General features: G+C 64.5%; 17 protein-coding genes. 7 read left to right on the top strand and 10 right to left on the bottom strand.

The features are described 5' to 3' along the window. The first annotated feature begins 23 nt into the window (after nucleotides 1–23). Nucleotides 24–1,199, top strand: a complete 1,176-nt coding sequence (gene hmpA, locus DCO45_RS21130; RefSeq protein ID WP_116927658.1) for an NO-inducible flavohemoprotein — start codon at nucleotides 24–26, stop codon at nucleotides 1,197–1,199. 152 nt (nucleotides 1,200–1,351) lie between these two features. Here hmpA and DCO45_RS21125 read toward each other — a convergent pair whose 3' ends face one another. Further along, on the bottom strand, nucleotides 1,352–1,603 hold the full coding sequence (locus DCO45_RS21125; protein WP_116927657.1) for a DUF3297 family protein: 252 nt from the start codon (nucleotides 1,601–1,603) through the stop codon (nucleotides 1,352–1,354). Between the two features lie 171 nt (nucleotides 1,604–1,774). Here DCO45_RS21125 and DCO45_RS21120 point away from each other — a divergent pair, with 171 nt between their 5' ends. The 4 genes from DCO45_RS21120 (at nucleotide 1,775) to DCO45_RS21105 (ending at nucleotide 9,314) form a co-directional block, all read left to right on the top strand. After that, nucleotides 1,775–3,100, top strand: a complete 1,326-nt coding sequence (locus DCO45_RS21120; protein WP_021025983.1) for a DUF445 domain-containing protein — start codon at nucleotides 1,775–1,777, stop codon at nucleotides 3,098–3,100. Nucleotides 3,101–3,443: 343 nt separating this feature from the next. Beyond that, nucleotides 3,444–5,513, top strand: a complete 2,070-nt coding sequence (locus DCO45_RS21115; RefSeq protein WP_116927656.1) for a ligand-gated channel protein — start codon at nucleotides 3,444–3,446, stop codon at nucleotides 5,511–5,513. Nucleotides 5,514–6,218: 705 nt separating this feature from the next. Next, nucleotides 6,219–8,264 carry a ligand-gated channel protein gene (locus DCO45_RS21110; RefSeq protein ID WP_279324832.1) on the top strand — a complete coding sequence of 682 codons (2,046 nt, stop codon included), beginning with the start codon at nucleotides 6,219–6,221 and terminating at the stop codon, nucleotides 8,262–8,264. A gap of 69 nt (nucleotides 8,265–8,333) precedes the next feature. Beyond that, nucleotides 8,334–9,314: an ABC transporter substrate-binding protein gene (locus DCO45_RS21105; protein ID WP_116927655.1), complete on the top strand. Its 981-nt coding sequence runs from the start codon at nucleotides 8,334–8,336 to the stop codon at nucleotides 9,312–9,314. Between the two features lie 67 nt (nucleotides 9,315–9,381). Here the strand turns inward: DCO45_RS21105 and DCO45_RS21100 are convergent, their stop codons facing one another. Beyond that, on the bottom strand, nucleotides 9,382–9,780 hold the full coding sequence (locus DCO45_RS21100; protein WP_116927654.1) for a rhodanese-like domain-containing protein: 399 nt from the start codon (nucleotides 9,778–9,780) through the stop codon (nucleotides 9,382–9,384). A gap of 92 nt (nucleotides 9,781–9,872) precedes the next feature. Between DCO45_RS21100 and ftrA the strand changes: the two genes are divergently transcribed. After that, complete coding sequence (gene ftrA, locus DCO45_RS21095; RefSeq protein WP_116927653.1) at nucleotides 9,873–10,871, top strand: transcriptional regulator FtrA; 999 nt, start codon at nucleotides 9,873–9,875, stop codon at nucleotides 10,869–10,871. A gap of 174 nt (nucleotides 10,872–11,045) precedes the next feature. On the opposite strand, the gene DCO45_RS21090 is transcribed toward ftrA, so the two are convergent. The 8 genes from DCO45_RS21090 to DCO45_RS21055 all read right to left on the bottom strand — a co-directional run bounded on the left by DCO45_RS21090 (nucleotide 11,046) and on the right by DCO45_RS21055 (nucleotide 18,313). Further along, nucleotides 11,046–12,272 carry a CaiB/BaiF CoA-transferase family protein gene (locus tag DCO45_RS21090; RefSeq protein ID WP_116927652.1) on the bottom strand — a complete coding sequence of 409 codons (1,227 nt, stop codon included), beginning with the start codon at nucleotides 12,270–12,272 and terminating at the stop codon, nucleotides 11,046–11,048. An 8-nt stretch (nucleotides 12,273–12,280) separates the two neighbouring features. Continuing rightward, the gene (locus tag DCO45_RS21085) at nucleotides 12,281–13,060 is read right to left on the bottom strand and encodes an enoyl-CoA hydratase-related protein (protein WP_116927651.1); all 780 of its coding nucleotides are present in this window, start codon (nucleotides 13,058–13,060) and stop codon (nucleotides 12,281–12,283) included. Nucleotides 13,061–13,139: 79 nt separating this feature from the next. Then, nucleotides 13,140–13,934 carry a MetQ/NlpA family ABC transporter substrate-binding protein gene (locus DCO45_RS21080; protein WP_116927650.1) on the bottom strand — a complete coding sequence of 265 codons (795 nt, stop codon included), beginning with the start codon at nucleotides 13,932–13,934 and terminating at the stop codon, nucleotides 13,140–13,142. Between the two features lie 109 nt (nucleotides 13,935–14,043). Then, nucleotides 14,044–14,481 carry a hypothetical protein gene (locus DCO45_RS21075; protein WP_116927649.1) on the bottom strand — a complete coding sequence of 146 codons (438 nt, stop codon included), beginning with the start codon at nucleotides 14,479–14,481 and terminating at the stop codon, nucleotides 14,044–14,046. 67 nt (nucleotides 14,482–14,548) lie between these two features. Further along, nucleotides 14,549–15,133 carry a DJ-1/PfpI family protein gene (locus DCO45_RS21070; RefSeq protein WP_116927648.1) on the bottom strand — a complete coding sequence of 195 codons (585 nt, stop codon included), beginning with the start codon at nucleotides 15,131–15,133 and terminating at the stop codon, nucleotides 14,549–14,551. Nucleotides 15,134–15,349: 216 nt separating this feature from the next. Continuing rightward, a complete protein-coding gene (locus DCO45_RS21065) occupies nucleotides 15,350–16,075 on the bottom strand; it encodes an OmpW family outer membrane protein (protein ID WP_182343900.1) in 726 nt (241 codons plus the stop codon). Between the two features lie 323 nt (nucleotides 16,076–16,398). Next, the gene (locus DCO45_RS21060) at nucleotides 16,399–17,316 is read right to left on the bottom strand and encodes a tripartite tricarboxylate transporter substrate binding protein (RefSeq protein ID WP_243419446.1); all 918 of its coding nucleotides are present in this window, start codon (nucleotides 17,314–17,316) and stop codon (nucleotides 16,399–16,401) included. Nucleotides 17,317–17,395: 79 nt separating this feature from the next. Continuing rightward, nucleotides 17,396–18,313, bottom strand: a complete 918-nt coding sequence (locus DCO45_RS21055; RefSeq protein WP_116927645.1) for a LysR family transcriptional regulator — start codon at nucleotides 18,311–18,313, stop codon at nucleotides 17,396–17,398. 151 nt (nucleotides 18,314–18,464) lie between these two features. On the opposite strand from DCO45_RS21055, the gene DCO45_RS21050 reads away from it, so the two are divergent. Continuing rightward, nucleotides 18,465–19,835 carry a hypothetical protein gene (locus DCO45_RS21050; protein ID WP_116927644.1) on the top strand — a complete coding sequence of 457 codons (1,371 nt, stop codon included), beginning with the start codon at nucleotides 18,465–18,467 and terminating at the stop codon, nucleotides 19,833–19,835. Nucleotides 19,836–19,942 lie beyond the last annotated feature (107 nt).

Genomic DNA, 19,942 nt, shown 5'->3' with positions numbered 1-19,942 from the left:
CAACCACATGCAAGGAGAGTTAGATGCTGAGCGATAGCCAAAAACAGATCATCCAGGCCACCGTCCCGCTGCTGGAGACCGGCGGCGAGGCGCTGACCACGCACTTCTACCAGATGATGCTGAGCGAGTACCCCGAGGTGCGCCCACTGTTCAACCAGGCCCACCAGCAAAGCGGTGCCCAACCCCGCGCACTGGCCCATAGCGTGCTGATGTATGCCAAGCACATCGACAAGCTGGAGAACCTGGGCGACCTGCCCGCGCAGATCATCAACAAGCATGTGGCGCTGCAGGTGCAGCCAGACCAGTACCAGATCGTTGGCAGCTGCCTGCTGCGCGCGATCCGCGAGGTGCTAGGCGCCGAGATTGCCACCGATGCGGTGATCGATGCCTGGGCTGCTGCCTACACCCAGCTGGCCGACATCCTGATCGCTGCCGAGGCCAAGGCCTATGACGCCATTGCCCATACGGAAGGCGGCTGGCGCGGTGCGCGTACTTTCAAGCTGGTGCAAAAGGTGGCCGAGAGCGCCGAGATCAGCTCCTTCTACCTGGAGCCGGTCGACGGCCAGGCCGTGATTGCCCACCAGCCGGGCCAGTACATCGGCCTGCGCGCCATCGTGGGTGGCACCGAGCAGCGCCGCAACTACTCGCTGTCGGCCCCGAGCAATGGCCGCAGCTATCGCATCAGCGTCAAGCGCGAGCCCGGTGGCAAGGTCTCCAACTACCTGCATGACCTGCAAGTGGGCGACACCTTGGAGCTGTTTGCACCGGCCGGCCATTTCACCTTGCAGGCGAGCGAGCGCCCGCTGGTGCTGATCAGCGGCGGCGTGGGCATCACCCCCACGTTGCCGATGCTCGAAGCCGCGCTGCAGACCGAGCGCCCCATCACCTTTATCCACTGCGCCCGGGACAGCGCCGTGCATGCCTTCCGCCCGCAGATCGATGCGCTGGCCCAGGCGCACCGCCAGCTGCAGCCGCTCTATGTGTACGACAAGGTGGCCGAGGGCGAGGCGGTGGCTGCCCAGGGCCATCTGACCGAGGACCTGCTGGGCCAGTGGCTGCCCGCCTCGCGCGATGCCGATGTCTACTTTCTCGGCCCCAAGCCCTTTATGCGCTCGGTCAAGGCCTCGCTGCGCAAGCTCGGCGTGCCCGATGCCCAGGTGCGCTATGAGTTCTTTGGCCCGGCCGAGGCGCTGGCCTGATCGCAAGCTTCTGAAGCGCTGAGGCGCGCGGCATTGACCGCGCCACATGCAAAAACCCGAGCCATGCTTGCCTTGAGTGGCCAGCGTGGGTCGGGTTTTCGTTTTACCGGGCCGCATTCTATACAGCCCAGCGGGGGCGATCAGGCCAGGACTCAGTCCTTGTAATAGGCCTCGACGGTGCCCTTGAGCTTGATCAGCAGGGGCTTGCCCTTGCGGTCCACGGTCTTGCCGGCGGGCACCTTGACCCAGCCTTCGCTCACGCAGTATTCCTCGACGTCCACGCGCTCGGTGCCGTTGAAGCGGATGCCGATGTCATGGTTGAAGACTTCGCGCACAAAGTGCGGGCTCTTGGGGTCGATGGACAGGTGGTCGGGCAGTTCGGGGCGGGCAGTGGTATCGGTCATGGTTGGTGCAGAAGAGAACGCGGCCCTGGGCCGCACAGGCCGCCATTGTCCACACTTTGGCGGCACCTCGCCCGGTGGAGGGAAACCCGCGGCCATGGCAGGCAAGCGGCAGGCAAACCGCGCAGTTGGCTGACTTGGCAAGCCCCGCTGCTTGCCGCTACAGTGGTCGCCATGCCTTTGCTACTGACCGACGAGCAGCAGCGTTTGCTGCGCCGCGCCAAGCTCACCCCCTTGCTGCTGCTGCTGCTGGTGGCCTTGCTGTTCATCGTGGCCAGCTGGTGCCTGGGCCAGCCGTTTGCGCAGTCACGCCACTGGCAGCTGGCGCTGCGCTGCCTGCGGGCGATGACCGAAGCGGGCATGGTTGGCGCGCTGGCCGACTGGTTTGCGGTGGCCGCGCTCTTCAAGCACATCCCGATACCGTGGATCTCGCGGCACACGGCCATCATTCCGCGCAACAAGGACCGCATTGGCGAGAACCTGGCCGTCTTTGTGCGCGAGCGCTTTCTTGATGGCGACTCGCTGGTGCAACTGGTGCGCACGCACCAGCCGGCCGACAAACTGGCGCAGTGGCTCAAGTCGCCGGCCAACGCCGAGCTGCTGGGCCACCAGGTGGCGCGCCTGGCCGCCGCTGCACTGGCCACCGTGCAGGATGCGCAGGTCGAGCGCTTTATCAAGCTGGCGCTGCGCACCTTGCTCGGCCAGATCGATCTGTCGCAGTCGCTGTCCAAGGTGCTGGCGGTGCTGACGCACAACGGCCGCCACCAGGTGCTGCTGGCGCAGGCGCTGGACAAGCTCGTCGAGCTGCTGCACGAGGCCGAAACCCGCGCCCTGATCGCGCAGACCATTGCGCATTGGCTCAAGACCGAGCATCCGCTCAAGGAAAAGATGCTGCCCACCGGCTGGCTCAGCGACAAGGGCTCGGCGATGATTGCCAGCAGCCTGGAGCACCTGCTCGACGCCATTGCCGACAACCCCAGCCATGTGCTGCGCGCCAAGTTTGACCAGACCATGCAGGAATGGGTGGAGCGGCTGGCCCAGGACCCTGCCTGGCATGCCAAGGGCGAGGAAGTGCGCCGCTACCTGCAGCACGACCCTGCCGTGGGCCAGTATGTGCAGGAGCTGTGGCAAAGCCTGCGCGCCAGCCTGCAGGCCGACCTGGCCAACGAGCATTCGGCGATGGCGCGCAATGTGCGCGGCATGGGTCTGTGGCTGGGCAAGTCGCTGGCGGGCGACGCGGCGCTGCGCACCGCGCTCAATACGCGCATGGAGCTGTGGGTGCGGGAGCTGGCGCCCGAGATTTCGCAGTTCTTCGGCACCCATATTGCCGACACCGTCAAGCGCTGGGATGCGCGCGAGCTGGGCGAGCTGATCGAGTGGAACATTGGCCGCGACCTGCAGTACATCCGCATCAATGGCACCTTGGTGGGCGGGCTGATCGGCTTTGCGCTGTTCTGGCTGGGCTGGCTGGTGAACCACCTGGGTGCGGGCTCCGTGTAGGTAAAACCGCAACAGTGGGCGGCGTCTATGCTTCACGCCGGCTTCACATTAGTCAACACTTCTTTATTGTTCTATATAATAAGAAGCATTCGCATTTGCTAAGCGTCAATCCACGTTCTTCGTTGCCCAGCCAGGTGGCGCCAGCCATCTCCATGCCGCACAGCCCGGCATGCACGCCAGGGCGGCCCAGGCTCAGCCCGTCCTGACCCTGCCGCGCCGCGACTGACCGCGCCAACCCCCCGCGAATAACCGCTGGCCCTGCGCCTGCGCCTTTGCCTGCTCGTTACGAGCGAGCAGGTAGCGCTGCCGCATGCCATACCTTGATCTGAACCGGAGTTTTTCCATGACCGCCCGCCCCCTCTCTGCAGCCTGCGCTGCCCGCCATTCCTTGCTGTTGCACGCCAGCCCGTCGCCGCGCAGTGCCGTGCCCCATGCATGGCGCGCCACGGCGCTGGTGGCCGCTGCCCTGCTGGCTGCGGGCCCTGCGCTGGCGCAGACCGAGGCGGAGGCTGACAAGACCTTGTCGACCGTGGTGGTGACGGCCTCGGGCTTTGAGCAGGCGGTAGAAGATGCACCGGCCTCGATCACGGTGATTCCGCGCCAGGAGCTGGAGAAAAAGGCCTACCGCGATGTGACCGATGCGCTGCGCGATGTGCCCGGCGTGGTCATCACCGGCGGCGGCAGCTCCAGCGACATCAGCATCCGGGGCATGGCCTCGAACTACACAATGATCCTGGTGGATGGCAAGCCGCAAAACTCGCGCGAGACCCGCCCCAACAGCGATGGCGCCGGCATCGAGCAAGGCTGGTTGCCGCCTCTCAGCGCCATCGAGCGCATCGAGGTGGTGCGCGGCCCCATGTCCTCGCTTTACGGCTCGGATGCGATGGGCGGTGTGGTCAACATCATCACGCGCAAGGTGGCCAAAGCGTGGACCGGCACCCTGAGCGCCGAGACCACGCAGCAGGAGTCTTCATCGTCGGGTGATATCTACCAGAGCAACTTCTACCTGGCCGGCCCGATCCAGAGCGAGGTGCTGGGCCTGCAGATCTACGGCCAGAAATCGCGCAGGCTGGAGGACAGGTTTGTCGGCGGCTTCAACGAGCAAGACAGCAGCTCGGGCACCGCCAAGCTCACGCTCACCCCCAACAAGGACCACGACCTGGCGCTCGAAGTGGGCCGCACCCTGCAAGACCGCTATGCAACGGCCGGCAAGAGCGCGAGCCGCGCCTCCAGCTACTCGGACTATGCGCGCAACCACATCGCCCTCTCGCACACCGGGCGCTGGGGCTTTGGCACCTCGACCACCTACCTGCAGCACGAGGAGATCGACAACCCCGGCCGCCAGATGAACCTCAAGAACACCGAGTTCAACAGCCAGATCGTGCTGCCGATCGGCGAGCGCAACCTGACCACCTTGGGCCTGAGCTACAAGCATGAAAAGCTGATGGACAACGGCAACCAGATGAAGGTGGACAACCCGATCAACACGCTCAAGCGCTACCAGTGGGCGCTGTTTGCCGAAAACGAATGGAAGGTGACCGATGCGATTGCGCTGACCACCGGCCTGCGCATGAACCATGACCAGAACTACGGCACCGACTGGACGCCGCGCGTCTATGGCGTTTGGCATGCAACGCCCGAGTGGAGTGTCAAGGGCGGTATCTCCACCGGCTTCAAATCGCCCAGCCTGCGCGCTGCGGTGGCCGATTGGGGCCAGATCACCGGCGGCGGTGGCGACCCGGCCATCATCCGAGGCAACCCCAACCTCAAGCCCGAGAAAAGCACCAGCCAGGAGCTGGGCGTGATCTGGGACAACCGCCGCGATTTCACCGGCAGCCTGACCCTGTTCAACACCGACTTCAAGGACAAGATCACCGAGGTGCGCAGCTGTGAGGACACCGAGGGCGGCGGCCGCGCCATCGTCACCGGCAACTGCACGGTGCTGGGCACGCCCTACAAGTTCATCAGCGACCGCACCAATGTCGACAAGGCCACCATGCGCGGCGTGGAAGCGACTGCCACCTGGAAGGCCAGCGAAGCGCTGCGCCTGGCGGCCAACTACACCTTCACCCGTTCGGAGCAAAAGAGCGGCCGCTTTGCCGGCCAGCCGCTCAACAAGATGCCCAAGCACATGCTCAACGCCACCCTGGACTGGCAGGGCACGGACAAGCTAGGCGTCTGGAGCCGCCTCAACTTCCGGGGCAAGAGCTCGGATTACCTCAGCCGCACCTCGATGGCCAAGGGCACGCCGTCCTTTACGTTCATGGACCTGGGCCTGAACTATGCCTACAGCAAGGATGTGCGCTTGAGCACCGGCATCTACAACCTGTTTGACAAGCGGGTCGATAGCGCCACCTATGACGCAGTCTATGACGGCCGCCGGTACTGGGCCAAGGTGACGGTCGGGTTTTAAGAACCTGTTCAAAGTATCCTCGCGCCGCGACAGTGTCTTTGCGGGATGGGATGCTAGGGGGCGCCCAGCCGCGCAACACCGCAGCAATAGCCGCGCTATTGCGAGGATTTGCAACAACGCAGACCGCCCCTGCCCGGGCGGCCCTAGCCGGGCGCCCGCAAAGCCACTGTCCCTACGGGTTGGAGTGAAATCGGGCGATTTCTGCGCGCTGGCCCTTGCTTGCACCCCGGTGCAAGCTGCGTTCCATCCCTTCGAACTCATCCCGATTGCACTCCAACGCGGCTGCGTAGTGACTTTGAACAGGTTCTAAGGCTGTAGCTTTTAAACCATAGCCAATTGCTGGCGCCACCGCAGGGGCGCCAGCAGCCGCAAACCCGCGCCCCGCCTGGCTGTCACGCGGCAGCACAGGGGGTGAATTGGTTGCGCCCGAAATAACTTTACAGTCGCGAAACTTCGCAAACCGTAACAATTCTTCATCAATCTATATAATGAGAACTATTCGCATATAAACGTCTCGCGTCCCTCTTGCTGCCTATCGCGCGATAGCGCAGCCATGCCTTCCCGGGACGGCGCCCTGACAAGCGCCGTGACCGCAGACCTGCACAACAAGCGAAGCATCGCTGGCCCGCCGCCAGTGCCTGCGGGTGGTCTCCATCTGCAGGCGCCTGGGGCGAGCTGTTGTCTACCTGATTACCGATTATTCCCATGTCCTCCTCTGCCCCGTTGGCAGCGGGTCGCGCGCCAGCACGGCCTCTGCGTCTTGATTTCCACCCACTGCCATCGGCACCCCAGCGCCATGCACTGCGCGCCATCGCGGGCGTGGTGGCCGGCATGCTGGTCCATGGCGCAGCGGCCGCGCAGGCGGCCGATGCCGAAGGGCAAGCTGCCAGCGACAAAACGCTGGGCACCGTGGTGGTGACAGCTGCAGGCTTTGAGCAGGAAGTGACCCAGGCGCCGGCCTCGATCACCGTGATTCCGCGCGAGAAGCTCGAGCAGGGCGCGTACAGCAACCTGCATGACGCGCTGCGCGATGTGCCCGGCGTCATCATGACGCCCTCGGACAACAACTCCAACGACATCAGCCTGCGCGGCATGGGTGCCAACTACACCTTGATCCTGGTCGATGGCAAGCGCATGAGCACGCGCGAGACGCAGACCAATGGCTCGACGGGGACCGACCAAAGCTGGGTGCCGCCGCTCGAAGCGATCGAGCGCATCGAGGTGGTGCGTGGGCCCATGTCCTCGCTCTACGGCTCGGACGCGATGGGCGGCGTGGTCAACATCATCACGCGCAAGGTCGCCAAAGAGTGGCATGGCTCGCTGCGTGCCGACGCCACCTTGCAGGAGCGCTCGGCATCGGGCAATGCCTACCAGAGCAACTTCTACCTCTCGGGCCCGATCAAGGAAGAGCTGCTGGGCATCAGCCTCTACGGCAACTACAGCAAGCGCGACGAAGACCGCATCTACCAGGGCTACAACGACAGCGATACCAAGGCGCTCAACGCCCGCATTGCGCTCACGCCCAACAAGGACCACGACATCATTGCCGAAGTGGGTTCGGCCAGGCAGCACTTTATCTCCACGCCGGGCAAGACCTTGCTGGAGACCGGCGAGCTGTCGGACCGCAAGTTCGAGCGTGAGAATTACTCGCTGCAGCACAAGGGCCGCTGGGGCTGGGCCTCGTCCGATACCTATGTGCAGCATGAGAAGACGCGCAATATCTCGCGCGAGATGACCATCAAGAACACGGTGGCCAACAGCAGCTGGGTGATTCCGGTGGGCGACGCGCACATCGTCAGCACCGGCTTGTACTACAACAAGCAGGACCTGACCGACACCACCACCAACACCTTGCCCGGCAGCAACCGCACCACCGCCGACCGCACCCAGTACGCCTGGTTTGCCGAAGACGAATGGCGCTTGCGCGAGGACTTTGCGCTGACCGGTGGGCTGCGCTATGACCACGACAGCAAGGGCGGCTCGCAATGGAGCCCGCGCCTTTATGGCGTGTGGAACCTGAGCCCGCGCTGGACTGTCAAGGGCGGCGTCTCGACCGGCTTCCGCGCCCCATCCTTGCGCCAGACCCTGGGCGACTGGGGCCAGGCCAGCCGAGGCGGCAATATCTATGGCAACCCGGATCTGAAGCCGGAGAAATCGCTGTCCAAGGAAGTGGGCGTGCTCTACAACGATGGCGCCGGCCTGTCGGCGGGCCTGACGGTGTTTGACAACGACTTCCGCGACAAGATCACCCGCATTGCCTGCCCCGAGTGTGGGCCGCTGAATTCGTCCGGCAACACGCCCACCACCAATGTCAATATCGACAAGGCGGTGACGCGCGGCATCGAGGCAACGCTGACCACGCCGCTGGCGCGCAACCTGGACCTGAACTCCAGCTACACCTTCACCAAGTCCGAGCAAAAGAGCGGCGAGTTTGCCGGCCAGCCGCTGTCGCAGCTGCCGCGCCACATGCTCAATGTTGCGCTCGACTGGAAGCCGTCGGACCGCTGGAACGGCTGGACCAAGCTCTCCTACCGGGGCAAGGAAAGCCAGCCCACTGGCGGCCGCTCGGCCCGCACCTGGGTCGCTGGCAGCTATGCGATGTTCGATGTGGGCGGCTCGTTCCACTACAACAAGAACACCACCTTCTTTGCCGGCATCTACAACCTGTTCGACAAGGACGTGTACTACGAAGACTACGCCACCGTGCAGGATGGGCGCCGTTACTGGGTCGGCATGAACCTGAAGTTCTAAACCACCGCGCGGCGCCCCGCATGCCTGCGGGCGCCGCCTCAACTTGATTGACATGCATTGGAGAAAGACATGACCCAGCCATTGACCACGGCCTGCTGGCGCGCCAGCGCCGGTGCTGCCCTCGCCACGTCGCTGTTTGCTGCCCCGGCAGCCTTTGCGCAAGCCCCCGCCCCCAAGGCCCCGGCAACGATCACCGTGCAACACGCCAAGGGCAGCACCGTGGTGCCCTTGGCGCCCAAGCGCGTGGTGGTCTACGACCTGGCATCGCTCGACACCATGCAAGCACTGAACCTGCCAGTGACCGCCTTGGCCAAGGCCAACTTCCCCAGCTATATGCAGGCCTATGCCGATGCGCGCTACCTGCCAGCGGGCACCTTGTTCGAGCCCGATTTTGATGCGCTCAGCCACATCCAGCCGGACCTGATCGTCGTTGCGGGCCGCAGCACCGGCAAGTACGAGATCCTGAGCAAGATTGCGCCTACGCTGGACCTGAGCGTCAACAACCAGCAGCTGCTGGCCGATATGCAGCGCAATGTGACGACGCTCGCCTCGCTGTGGGGCAAAGAGGCCCAGGGCGAGCAGCTGATGCAGCGCGTACGCGCCGAGGTGGACAGTACCCGCGCGCTGGCCCAGCAGCAGGCACCGGGCCTGTTGGTGCTGGCCATCAGCACCATGCTCAATGCCCAGCCTCCCGGCGCGCGCTTTGGCCTGCTGCACGATGTGCTGAGCGTCCAACCTGCCCTGCCCGCCGATGCCAGCAAGCCGCGCGGCGTGCCGATGAAGATGGAAGAGATCCGCCAGCTCAACCCCGCCTGGCTCTATGTGATCGACCGCAATGCCGGCACCGGCAGCACCACCGGGCGCGACGGCAAACCGGTCGTCGCCAGCACCGAGCTGTTCAACAACGACGCTATCCGCAACAGCGCTGCGGGCCAGCAGGGCCGGGTGGTGTTCCTGGATCCACAGGTCTGGTACCTGCTGGGTGTGGCCGGGCCGCAGGCGATGCTGCATACGACGGCGCAGCTGAAGGCCGTTTGGAGCCCACGCTGAGGTCTTGACGCGGGAAGACGCTTTCAGGGGGCGGCATGTTATGCCTCCCCTTTCTTGCGACGGGCGGTCAGGATGCCGTTGCCAGCGCAAAGCCCTCATCCAGCCAACCGGTGATGCCGCCGGCCATGATCTTCACGGGCCTGCCCAGTTGCGCTAGGCGCAAGGCGCCCCGGGCCGCGCCATTGCAGTGCGGGCCGGCGCAATAGGTCACAAACAGCGTATCGGCGGGCCAGGCCGCCAGCTTGCTCGTAACGATCTTGCCGTGCGGCAGATGCAGGGCGCCAGGGACATGGCCTTGTGCATACAGTGCCGCGCTGCGCACATCGAGCAGCACAAAGTCGGGCTGGCCATGGCCTAGGGCATCGTGCACATCCCAGCAGTCGGTCTCGAACGTGAAGGACCGGGAAAAATGCGCCACGGCATCGGCACTGGCGGCAGCGGGAATCTGGCTGACATAGCGGCTCATGAAGTACTCCTGGTAAACATGCCAGCGATTTTGCGGATCGAACCTGTTGCCTACAATTGGCGCAGAAGACATAAAGGGAAGGATTTGCGCCAATGTCTGCACGCTTGCTGGGCCCGCTGGTCGTCGCACCGGTCTACAACGGTCTTTGCACCTTTGAGTTCTCGATGGTGGCCGAGGTGTTTGGCCTGGAGCGGCCCGAGATGGGTGAGGGCTGGTACCGTTTTGCGAGTGTGGCCGTTGAGCCGGGCCCGCTGCGGGCCCAGGGGGGCTTGCTGGTACAGGCCAGTGCAGATATGGCCTTGCTGGAGCAGGCGGACCTGATCGTGGTGCCCGGCTGGCGCGGCATGGACGAGCCGGTCCCGCCCGCGCTTCAACAAGCCTTGCGGCGCGCGGCGCGGCGCGGGGCCACCCTGGCATCGATATGCTCGGGCGCGTTTGTGCTGGCCGCCGCCGGCTTGCTTGACGGGCGCCGTGCCGCCACCCATTGGCGCTACGCCCAGGCGCTGGCGCAACGCTACCCGGCCATCGACGTGGATGCCCAGGTGCTGTACGTGCAGGATGAGCGCATCTTTACCTCGGCGGGCAGTGCGGCGGGGCTCGACCTGATGCTGCATCTGGTGCGCTGCGATTTTGGCGTGCAGGCGGCCAACAGCGTGGCTCGGCGCCTGGTGGTTGCTGCGCACCGCAGCGGTGGGCAGGCGCAGTTCATCGAGCAGCCGCTGGTGGCCGATACATCGGGCAAGCTGGCGCAGCTGCTGGACCAGGTGCGCGCCGATCTGCGGCGGGACTGGACGGTGGCCGCGATGGCCGAGGTGCTGGCGATGAGCCGGCGCACCTTTTTGCGCCGTTTCACGGCAGGCACCGGCATGGCGCCCAGCGCCTGGTTGGCGCAGGCGCGGATGGAGGAAGTGCGGCGGCTGCTGGAGAGCACCAGCCTGCGTGTGGAGCAGATTGCCGACCAGGCAGGCTACCGCAGCGTGCAGGTGCTGCGCGACCAGTTCAAGCGCAGCCTGGGGGTGTCCCCCAGGGCATACCGCGCATCATTCACCGCGCCCTTGGGACCCTCTGCAAAACTCCCTGCCGTGGTCTGAACGCGGTCTCGGGCGATCCGCTGCGTTGTCTTCCTTGCCAATAGCTACGGCTATTGACTGCAAAAGACGCCTTGCGGCTCATCCCGATCCGCGTCCATCCCGCTTGGCGAGGGTTTTGCAGAGCATCCCTAGCGCCCAGACCCGCCGCTGTGGCGGCCGGGCTGCTGCACAGTCTCAGCGGCCGTGCAACTGCACCGCCTGGCTGGCGGCCAGCGCCGCGATGTCGTCGCTGCTGTAGCCCAGCTCCTGCAGCACCTCGGCGGTGTGCTCGCCATACTGCGGCGCGCCGCGCCGGGTCACGCCATTGCCGTGCGAGAACTTGATCGGCAGGCCCAGCGCCTGCACCTGGCCGGCGACGGGGTGGTCGACCTCGATCACCATGTCGCGCGCCAGCGTCTGCGGGTCTTCGAGCATGTCCTTGATCTTGCGCACCGGGCCTGCAGGCACACCGGCCTGCTCGAACTTCTCGACCCAGTAGTCGGTAGTGTTGCTGCGCATGGCCTCGGTGATGATCGAGATCAGCAGATCGCGGTGGGCCATGCGCTCGCGGTTGCTGGCAAAGCGCTCGTCTTCGAGCAGGTGCTCGAGCTGCAGCACGCGGGTCATGCCGACCCAGGTGGCCTGGCTCACCGCGCCGATGTTGATCCAGCCGTCCTGCGTCGGTATCGCCTGGTAGGGCGCGGCCACCGGGTGGGCCGAGCCCATGGGGCCGGCCGACTCACCGGTGGCAAAGGCCATGGCCACCTGCCAGTAGGTGTGGACCAGCGAGGCCTCGTACAGCGAGGTGTCGACATACTGGCCTTCGCCGGTGCGCAGCCGCTCGATGTAGGCGGCCAGCACGCCGGTCGAGGCCAGGATGCCGGCGGTCACGTCGCCAATCGGCACGCCGACCTTGACGGGCGGGCGGCCCGGGCCTTCGCCGGTCAGGCTCATGATGCCGGACATGCCCTGCGCAATCAGGTCATAGCCGGCGCGCTTGGCATAGGGCCCATTGAGGCCAAAGCCGGTGATCTTGCAGTAGATCAGGCCCGGGTTGCTCGCGCGCAGCACGTCGTAGCCCAGGCCGAGCTTTTCCATCGTGCCGGGGCGGAAGTTCTCGATCACCACATCGGCCTTGTCGATCAGGCGGCGCACCACCTGCAGGCCATCGGGGTGCTTGAGGTCGACCGCAATACCGCGCTTGTTGCGGTTGACCATCATGAAGGTGGCGGACTCGCCCTGGATCTCGGGCGGGATCGCGCGGCGGGTGTCGTCGCCGCCGGGCAGGCGCTCGACCTTGACCACCTCGGCGCCCATGTCGGCCAGCAGCAAGCCGCCAACGGGCCCTGCCATGACATTGGTGAGCTCAACAACAACGAGGCCCGACAGCGGGCCTTTGCGCGGGGTAGGGGAGGGCTGCATGAACGCTGTTACTTTCCTGTGAATACCGGCTTGCGCTTGTCCAAAAAGGCGCGGTAGCCTTCGATGAAATCCTGCGTGTCAAAGCAGGCGTAGCCCTCTTGCTGGTCGGCATCCGTCAATGGGGTGCCGCTTTGCAGCCGGGCGATGAATTTTTTGTGCCAGCGCGCCGACAGCGGCGCTAGATCACTGATGCGGGCGATGGTCTGGGCCAGCTCCTCGTCCCAGGCAGCTTGGGGCACCACGCGGGTCACCAGGCCTTTGCTGAGGGCCTCTTGGGCATCGAGCAGGCGGCCTTCGAGCAGCAGCTCCAGCGCCACCTGGGGGCCGGCGACATGCACCAGCGCCTCGAGCTCCGGGTAGGCGAGCACACCACCGAGGCGGCCGATGGGAATGCCAAAGCGGGCGTCGTCGCTGGCCAGGCGCAGATCGCAGCAGGCGGCCAGCTCCAGCCCGCCGCCGACGCAGGCGCCACGGATCGCGGCCAGGGTGGGAATGGGGCAGTGGCGCAGCAGGGCCATGGCCCGGTGCGCCTGCTGGGCAAACGCAATGCCCTTTTCCTTGGACGAGCGCAGCGATTCGAACTCGTCGATATCAGCGCCGCTGCCAAAGGCCTGGGTGCCTGCGCCGCGCAGCACGATGCAGCGCAGATCGCTGTCTTGCACCAGCACCTCCAGCTGCTCGGCCAGGTCGATCCACATCTGGTGGCTGATGGCATTGCGTTTGGCCACGTTGTCGATCAACAAGGTGGCGACATGGCCGTCGCGGCTAAGGGTGATCTGTCCACTCATGGGCTGGCTTTGTCAAAGGGTGATGGAAAAAGGCGCGCCAGTCAGCGCGCCGCTGGCGTTGAACGGGTGTTAGCCCCTGTCAGAACGCGGGGACGATGGAGCCCTGGAACTCCTTGTCGATGAACTGGCGCACCTCGTCCGAATGGTAGGCCTTGACCAGGCGCGCCACCCAGGGCTTGTCCTTGTCAGCCTGGCGCACGGCAATCAGATTGGTATAGGGCGACTTGGCTGACTCGCGGGCAATGGCGTCCTTGGTGGGGTTGAGCTTGGCTGCAATCGCATAGCTGGTGTTGATGACGGCGGCATCGAGGTCATTGAGCGCATGCACCAGCTGGGCGGCATCGAGCTCGCGCAGGCGCAGCTTCTTGGGGTTGTCAACAACATCCAGCGGTGTGGCCTTGATGCCGGCCGAGGCGCGCAGCTTGATGAGGCCATGCTCTTGCAGCAGCAGCAGCGCGCGGCCGCCGTTGGTGGGGTCATTGGGCAGACCGATCTGCGCGCCGGCGGGCAGGTCGGCCAGCGATTTCACTTTCTTGGAGTACAGCGCAATGGGCAGCACCACGGTGTTGGCGGCTGCCACCAGCTTGTAGCCCCGGTCCTTGACCTGCTGGTCCAGATAGGGGTGGTGCTGGTAGGCATTGGCATCCAGATCGCCGGCTACCAGCGCGGCATTGGGCTGGATGAAGTCGCTGAACTCGATCACCTGGATGCTGAGACCCTCTTTGGCGGCCGCTTGTTTGACGGCCTCGGCAATCTGCGCATGGGGGCCCGCCGTCACGCCCAGCTTGAGGGGCTTGTCCTGCGCAAAGGCAGGCGCGGCAAAGGTGGCAGAAACCGCCAGCAGGGCGGCGAGGGTGAAATGGCGCTTGAGCATGGAGGGCAGTCAGGAACAGGTAGACGGGCCCACATGCTACGTTCGATCGCTCAGATTAAAAAATAATATTATCGAATAACCAAAGACGCCATTCGCTATATGGAGCTGGTCAGTCGTCTGTTGGGTCGCCAGGTTCGGGGGCTTGGTCGCCGCCCGATGCCAAGTGCTGGCCGATCTGCATCCAGGCCTGGGCGGCTTCGGCATCGCCGGCAAAGTGGTGGCAGCTGGCCGCAGCCATGGCGATGCGGGCATTGCGCGGATCCAGGTCAAAGGCCAGCTCGTTCTGGGCGGCGGCGTTTTGCCACATCACCGTGGCATTGGGCGAGCCTTCCTTGTGCAAGGCATGGGCCTCGGCCATCCAGGCCTGGGCCAGGCGCAGCGCGGCTTCGGGCTGGTTGCGGTCGGCCTGGTGGGCGCGGTAAAACGCCTGGCCCGCCTGCTGCCACAGCGCACGGGCGGCAGCGAAATCGGTGGTGGCAATCTTTTGTGCCTCGGCAACGAACTGGTTGCCGGTGGCGAGGTGGTGGCTGTAGCTGTCTGCGGTCATGGGGCTGCGATGGTAGCAGCGATAGCAAGGGCTTGCAGGCGGCCCAGCACTTGCCACCGCGCGCGGTTTAGCTGTGCGAAATACGCGTTCCGAGCAAGGCCAGGAACTGCGCCAGCCACTGCGGGTGGGCAGGCCAGGCGGGGGCGCTCACCAGGTTGCCGTCGGTATGGGCCTGGTCCACGGCGATATCGGCATAGGTGCCGCCGGCCAGCACCACCTCGGCTTTGCAGGCCGGATAGGCCGAGCAGGTTCGGCCTTGGAGCACACCAGCGCCGGCCAGCAGCTGCGCGCCGTGGCAGACGGCGGCGACGGGCTTGTTGGCCGTGAAGAAATGGCGCACGGCGGCCAGCACCGCTTCGTTGTTGCGCAGGTATTCGGGGCCGCGTCCACCGGGGATCACCAGCGCGTCGTAGTCCTCTGCCTTGACGTCGGCAAAGCTTGCGTTCAGCGTGAAGTTGTGGCCGGGCTTTTCGCTGTAGGTCTGCGCACCTTCAAAGTCATGGATCGCCGTCTTGATATGGTCACCGGCTTTCTTGTCCGGGCAGACCGCATGCACCTGGTGGCCGACGGCCAGCAAGGTCTGGAAGGGCACCATGGTTTCGTAGTCCTCGCAGTAGTCACCACAGATCATCAGGATTTTCTTGGCCGGCATAGGTTCTCCAAAGGTTGGGTTCAGGCGGGTCTGCCTGCGCCATTGTGGGCCGGGCGGGCCCGGATGCCAAGGGCGGCGCGCGCGGGCAAAAAAAACCCTGCTCGTGGAGCAGGGTGGCAAAAGATGGCTTGGAGCCATCGCATGCTGTGGCATTCATGGATACAGGCCACATCTTGGGCGCAGCGCAGGCGCTACGGGCTTCTCCTCTCGGAAAAATCAGAACTTGTAGGTGACGTAGAGGAACGGGATGATCGGGTCCAGCGTCAGGCGGGTCTGCGATACCGCCACCTTGTTGCCATTGACCGTGGTGGTCAGCTTGGCGTCGGTCTTCATCGGCACATAGGACACCGAGAAGGTGATGCCCCAGTTCTTGTCGATCGCGTAGTTGGCACCGATGTTGAAGACCGGCGCCCATTGGCTGTCGATCTTGGCCGTGGTCTTGGCAACCCCTGGAGGCGCGCCGATCACACTGCCCAGCGTGTTTTGCAGACCGCTGGTCAGCCGCACACTGCGGAACTGCGAGTAGGTGACACCCAGGCCCAGCGAGACGCGGAACTTGTCATCGGCATTGCCAAAGAAGTACTTGCCCAGCAAGGAAGGCGCATACAAGCGCGCATTGCCCAGCTCACCAATGGGCTCCAGGGTGCCGGCGCCGTTGAGCTTGAGGCGCGGCGGAATGCCCAGCACGCCTTCGACTGCCCAGTTGTCGGTCAGGAAGTAGTGCACGTTCAAGCCCAAGGTGGTGGCGCTCTTGAGATCGGCACCCGAGCCAGGGATCTGGCGCTCAAAGGGCTCGACAAAGGTCAGCGGCTTGCTCTTGTCCTGGGGCGAGTAATTGAGCGCTCCGGCCCCTAACACCCAGTCGCCTGCCTTTTGGGCATAAGCGCTGCTTGCGAGCAAGGCGGTGGCCGCCAGCCACATCCATTTCTTGGCTTGTCTCATTGCTTTGTCTCCTTGGGTTGCTGTTTGAACGATCGTCAAATCTGGCTTGTCTCGAAGACAGAGCATAGGAAGCCTGGCAGCCCATGTCGACAGGGTAAGCGCTGAATTTCAGCAAAAAAAGCACACTCGTTCTAATTTGTGCAGACTTGGGGAAAATGCAGATGGGAAAGGGCGGGAGTTTGTTGTAAAAGCAGGCCTTTCTTATGCAGGCGTCTGCGGATCAAATGCAAGGATTTCCCATGCGGAGGGCGTGTAAACCTCGAACGATCCGGATGTGCAGCCCCTATCTATTGGTGCAAACATTTCATTCCAACCGGCTTGAATCAACGATCGGTTTCGCGCTCCACCTGCCGTGCAAAGTCCTGCACCGATCCCTCGTAGGGCTGGTTGTTGGCATCGAGCAGGATCTGGCGAATGGCAGGCGAGCGAAGGGCTTGTTCGATCAATGCATACAGATGCACCACCACCTGGGAGGGCGTACCCGGTGGGGCGAAGAGCCCGAACAGGGAATCCAGATTCGCGGATGGGTAACCTAGTTCCGCGAGGGTCGGCACCTCTGGGAGCACTGGCAGGCGACGCGGTGCGCCAACCGCCAAGGCCTTGAAGCGCCCGTCACGCAAGGCTGCGAGCTGGCTCGGTGCGACGTTGGTCGACAGCAGCTCGAAGTGGCCACCGAGCGCATCGGTCAATTGCTGCCCGCCGCCCTTGTACGGAATATGGCTGATGCGCACGCCCGCAAGCTGACTCACGCGTTGCAGCACGGTGTGCCCCGTCGTGCCTTCGCCTGTCGTTGCCCAGCGCAGCATGCCCGGGTGCTTGCGCGCCTCGTCGATCATGTCGGCGAACGCAGTGGGTGCGAGCGCGGAGGTGCCCACCAACAGCAGCGGCGTGCGCATGACACCCGCCACGGGCTGCACGGGCAATGGCGCTGCACCCCCTGGCGCTCGGGCACGCCGCGCGGCCGCGTGGCGCAGCAGGCCCAATGCGGCGGCGGCGGTAAAGACCAGCATCTGGCCATCGGGCGGACTGCGTTGCAAGAGCTCAAGCGCCAGCGTTCCACTCGCGCCAGACCGGTTCTCGACGATCACTGGCGCCTGGCGCTGCTCGGCCATGGCTTTGGCCAAGGCGCGCGCCACCAAGTCGCTGACACCGCCGGGTGGATAGGCCACCAGAATCTTGAGACCAGCGCCTGGCCTTTTCTGGGCGGCCAGTCCCTCAGTGGCCACGAGCGATGCGCCCATCAAGCCGCTCAGTAGCATGGCTCTTCGCGACCATCGTGGGGCGTTTGCCGGGGTCAGCTTGGGCCATTCGGACATAGGTTCACCTGCTTTTGGAGGCATGGCGCTTGGCCAGCTTCTTGGCCAAGGCGATCACCGTGCCCAACGGGCCATCGCAGTCATGCGCGCGGTACACCAAGGTCAACGGCGCCCAAAGGTCGAGGGACGGATCGAGTGAGCGATACACCACCGCATGGCGATGCGATCCTTTGATCGACGCCGGAACAATGGACAAGCCCACGCCTGCTGCCACCAGGTTCACATTGGTCATCATGCGCTCGACTTCGGCGGCCACTTCCACATGGACATGGCGTTGTGCACACAGCGCCAGCAGATTGGCATACAGGCCCGGTGCACCGGGCCTGCGCACCAGCACCAGTTTTTCGCCATCGAGCTCCTCCAGCATGACGGGCTGGGCGCTGTTGTGCGCCAACCGGTGGTCCACCGGGATGGCCAGCAGCGCTTCTTCCCGCAGCAGGGGCTCGAACGCCAATCCCTCCGGGTGTGCCACCGGCACGCGCAAAAAGCCGCAATGCAGACGTTGGGCCGCGACCGCTTCGGTGATTTCAGCGGCGTTGTTTTCGCTGACGCTCAGCAAGATGTCGGGGTGCGACTTGCGGCAGGTGCGCAGCACTTCCGGGGTGAAGGCATGCGCCGCCGCCGAGCTGGTGAAGCCTATGCGCAGATGGCCCCGCTCACCGCGCGCATACGCCTCGATGCGCTGCTGCATGGCGCCAAAGTCGCCCAGCAGCCGCTCGGCTTCTGCGCGCAGCTCATGGCCCAGATCGGTGAGATCCACGCCTTTGGGATGGCGACGAAACAGCGCGCTGCCCAGCTCGTTCTCCAGCGCCAGAATCTGCTGCGACAACGGCGGCTGCTGGATGCCCAGGCGCTCTGCGGCACGCGTGATATGGCCGCATTCGGCCACCGCAAGAAAATACCGGAGATGACGCAGTTCCATATATTTGAAAAGTATGCAGTTGATATCTTAGAAATCTTTGAAATATTTTGCAAGCCGACCAAGAATAGGGAGGCCCTCGCCAACCAAGCGCTGGTCCGCCAGCCTTGCGGGGAGCCGCACCCATAAAAAAACGCTTGATAGGAGACAAACCATGAAATCGCCTCTTCCCAAACTCGGCCTGCCCCTGCTGGCGCTGCTCGCGCTCAGCGGCTGCGGCGACGGCTCCCTGGTGCTGCAAGGGCCGTCCACCTCCAACGAGGCAGCGCCGGTGACGGCCACTTGCCCTGCCGATGTGCCCAGCGACGCGAAATGCCTGTCTGGCCGCGACTCCAAGGGCGCGTTCTACATGATTGCAGTGCCGGCAAAGTGGAATGGCATCCTGGTAATGCATGCGCATGGAGGCCCCGATCTGGCCGCCCCCGATCTGGACCGCTCCATGGAAGACCTGACCCGCTGGTCCATCATGGTGAAGTCAGGCTACGCATGGGCGGGCTCCTCCTACCGCCAGGGCGGAGTGGAAGTGCGCGCTGCCGCCGAAGACACGGAGCGTCTGCGCGGCATCTTCCGCAAGCATGTGGCGATCCCCAGCAAGACCATCTTGCATGGTCAGTCCTGGGGCGCTGGCGTGGCAGCCAAGGGCGCGGAGATGTTCACGCTAGAGACCGTCGGCGAGCGTCCCTACGATGGCGTTTTGCTGACCAGCGGCGTGCTGGGCGGGGGCACCCGTTCCTACGATTTCCGGCTTGATCTGCGCGTGGTCTACCAGTACCTGTGTGGTAACCATCCACGTCCCAGCGAACAGCCTTACGCACTCAACCTCGGCCTGCCCGCCAATGTCACGATGAAGCAGGCGGACGTGGCGCTGCGTGTCAACGAATGCCTGGCGCTCAACAAGCCCGCTGCCGAGCGCACACCCGAGCAGAAGGCCAAGATCCAGACCATCGTCCATGTGATCAAGATTCCGGAGAGCGCCATCCAGTCGCACATGAACTGGGCGACCATGCACTTCCAGGATATCTCCGCCAAGCGCACCGGCGGGGAGAGCCCGTTCGGCAATGAAGGCGCGGTCTACAGCGGCTCTACCGACGATGCGGCCCTCAACGCCGGCGTGCTGCGCTACAAAGCCAACCCTGCCGCCTACCAGACGTTCGCCACCGACACCGACCCGGTCGGCAAGATCCCTGTGCCGGTGCTGTCCACCAAATGGATCAGCGACCCGACCGCATTTGTAGAGCTCGATTCTCGTTTCCGCGAGGTGATGCAAGAAGGCGGCAGTGCTGCGCGTCTGGTGCAGACCTTCACGACAAACGGCACCCACAGCTTTATCAGCGATCCAACCTATCCCGCGCTGATGGACGCGCTGCTGCAGTGGGTGAACACCGGCACCAAGCCCACGCCTTCCGGCATCGCCAGTGCCTGCCTGGCCCTGGAAGCGACCTACGGCAAGGGCTGTAGCTTTGATGCGAGCTACACCTCACCTGCACTGTCCACACGCGTCGCTCCACGCCAACGTCCGCAGTGATCGCTGCTTGCGCTTGCCCGGTGCTTGGGTTCCACACGCAAGCGGGCAATGGTTGTTGCACTGGCCCAAGCTGAGGCCGGTGCAAAATCTGCTGCACAACACGGCAC

The sequence above is a fragment of the Comamonas sp. JNW genome (assembly GCF_003105075.1).
Lineage (GTDB): Bacteria > Pseudomonadota > Gammaproteobacteria > Burkholderiales > Burkholderiaceae_C > Comamonas > Comamonas squillarum.
This window is presented reverse-complemented; position numbering and strand designations above follow the sequence as displayed.

Coding starts and splice junctions, on each gene's coding strand:
- hmpA (WP_116927658.1), top strand. CDS start 24: ATGCTGAGCGATAGCCAAAAACAGATCATCCAGGCCACCGTCCCGCTG.
- DCO45_RS21125 (WP_116927657.1), bottom strand. CDS start 1,603: ATGACCGATACCACTGCCCGCCCCGAACTGCCCGACCACCTGTCCATC.
- DCO45_RS21120 (WP_021025983.1), top strand. CDS start 1,775: ATGCCTTTGCTACTGACCGACGAGCAGCAGCGTTTGCTGCGCCGCGCC.
- DCO45_RS21115 (WP_116927656.1), top strand. CDS start 3,444: ATGACCGCCCGCCCCCTCTCTGCAGCCTGCGCTGCCCGCCATTCCTTG.
- DCO45_RS21110 (WP_279324832.1), top strand. CDS start 6,219: ATGTCCTCCTCTGCCCCGTTGGCAGCGGGTCGCGCGCCAGCACGGCCT.
- DCO45_RS21105 (WP_116927655.1), top strand. CDS start 8,334: ATGACCCAGCCATTGACCACGGCCTGCTGGCGCGCCAGCGCCGGTGCT.
- DCO45_RS21100 (WP_116927654.1), bottom strand. CDS start 9,780: ATGAGCCGCTATGTCAGCCAGATTCCCGCTGCCGCCAGTGCCGATGCC.
- ftrA (WP_116927653.1), top strand. CDS start 9,873: ATGTCTGCACGCTTGCTGGGCCCGCTGGTCGTCGCACCGGTCTACAAC.
- DCO45_RS21090 (WP_116927652.1), bottom strand. CDS start 12,272: ATGCAGCCCTCCCCTACCCCGCGCAAAGGCCCGCTGTCGGGCCTCGTT.
- DCO45_RS21085 (WP_116927651.1), bottom strand. CDS start 13,060: ATGAGTGGACAGATCACCCTTAGCCGCGACGGCCATGTCGCCACCTTG.
- DCO45_RS21080 (WP_116927650.1), bottom strand. CDS start 13,934: ATGCTCAAGCGCCATTTCACCCTCGCCGCCCTGCTGGCGGTTTCTGCC.
- DCO45_RS21075 (WP_116927649.1), bottom strand. CDS start 14,481: ATGACCGCAGACAGCTACAGCCACCACCTCGCCACCGGCAACCAGTTC.
- DCO45_RS21070 (WP_116927648.1), bottom strand. CDS start 15,133: ATGCCGGCCAAGAAAATCCTGATGATCTGTGGTGACTACTGCGAGGAC.
- DCO45_RS21065 (WP_182343900.1), bottom strand. CDS start 16,075: ATGAGACAAGCCAAGAAATGGATGTGGCTGGCGGCCACCGCCTTGCTC.
- DCO45_RS21060 (WP_243419446.1), bottom strand. CDS start 17,316: ATGGGCGCATCGCTCGTGGCCACTGAGGGACTGGCCGCCCAGAAAAGG.
- DCO45_RS21055 (WP_116927645.1), bottom strand. CDS start 18,313: ATGGAACTGCGTCATCTCCGGTATTTTCTTGCGGTGGCCGAATGCGGC.
- DCO45_RS21050 (WP_116927644.1), top strand. CDS start 18,465: ATGAAATCGCCTCTTCCCAAACTCGGCCTGCCCCTGCTGGCGCTGCTC.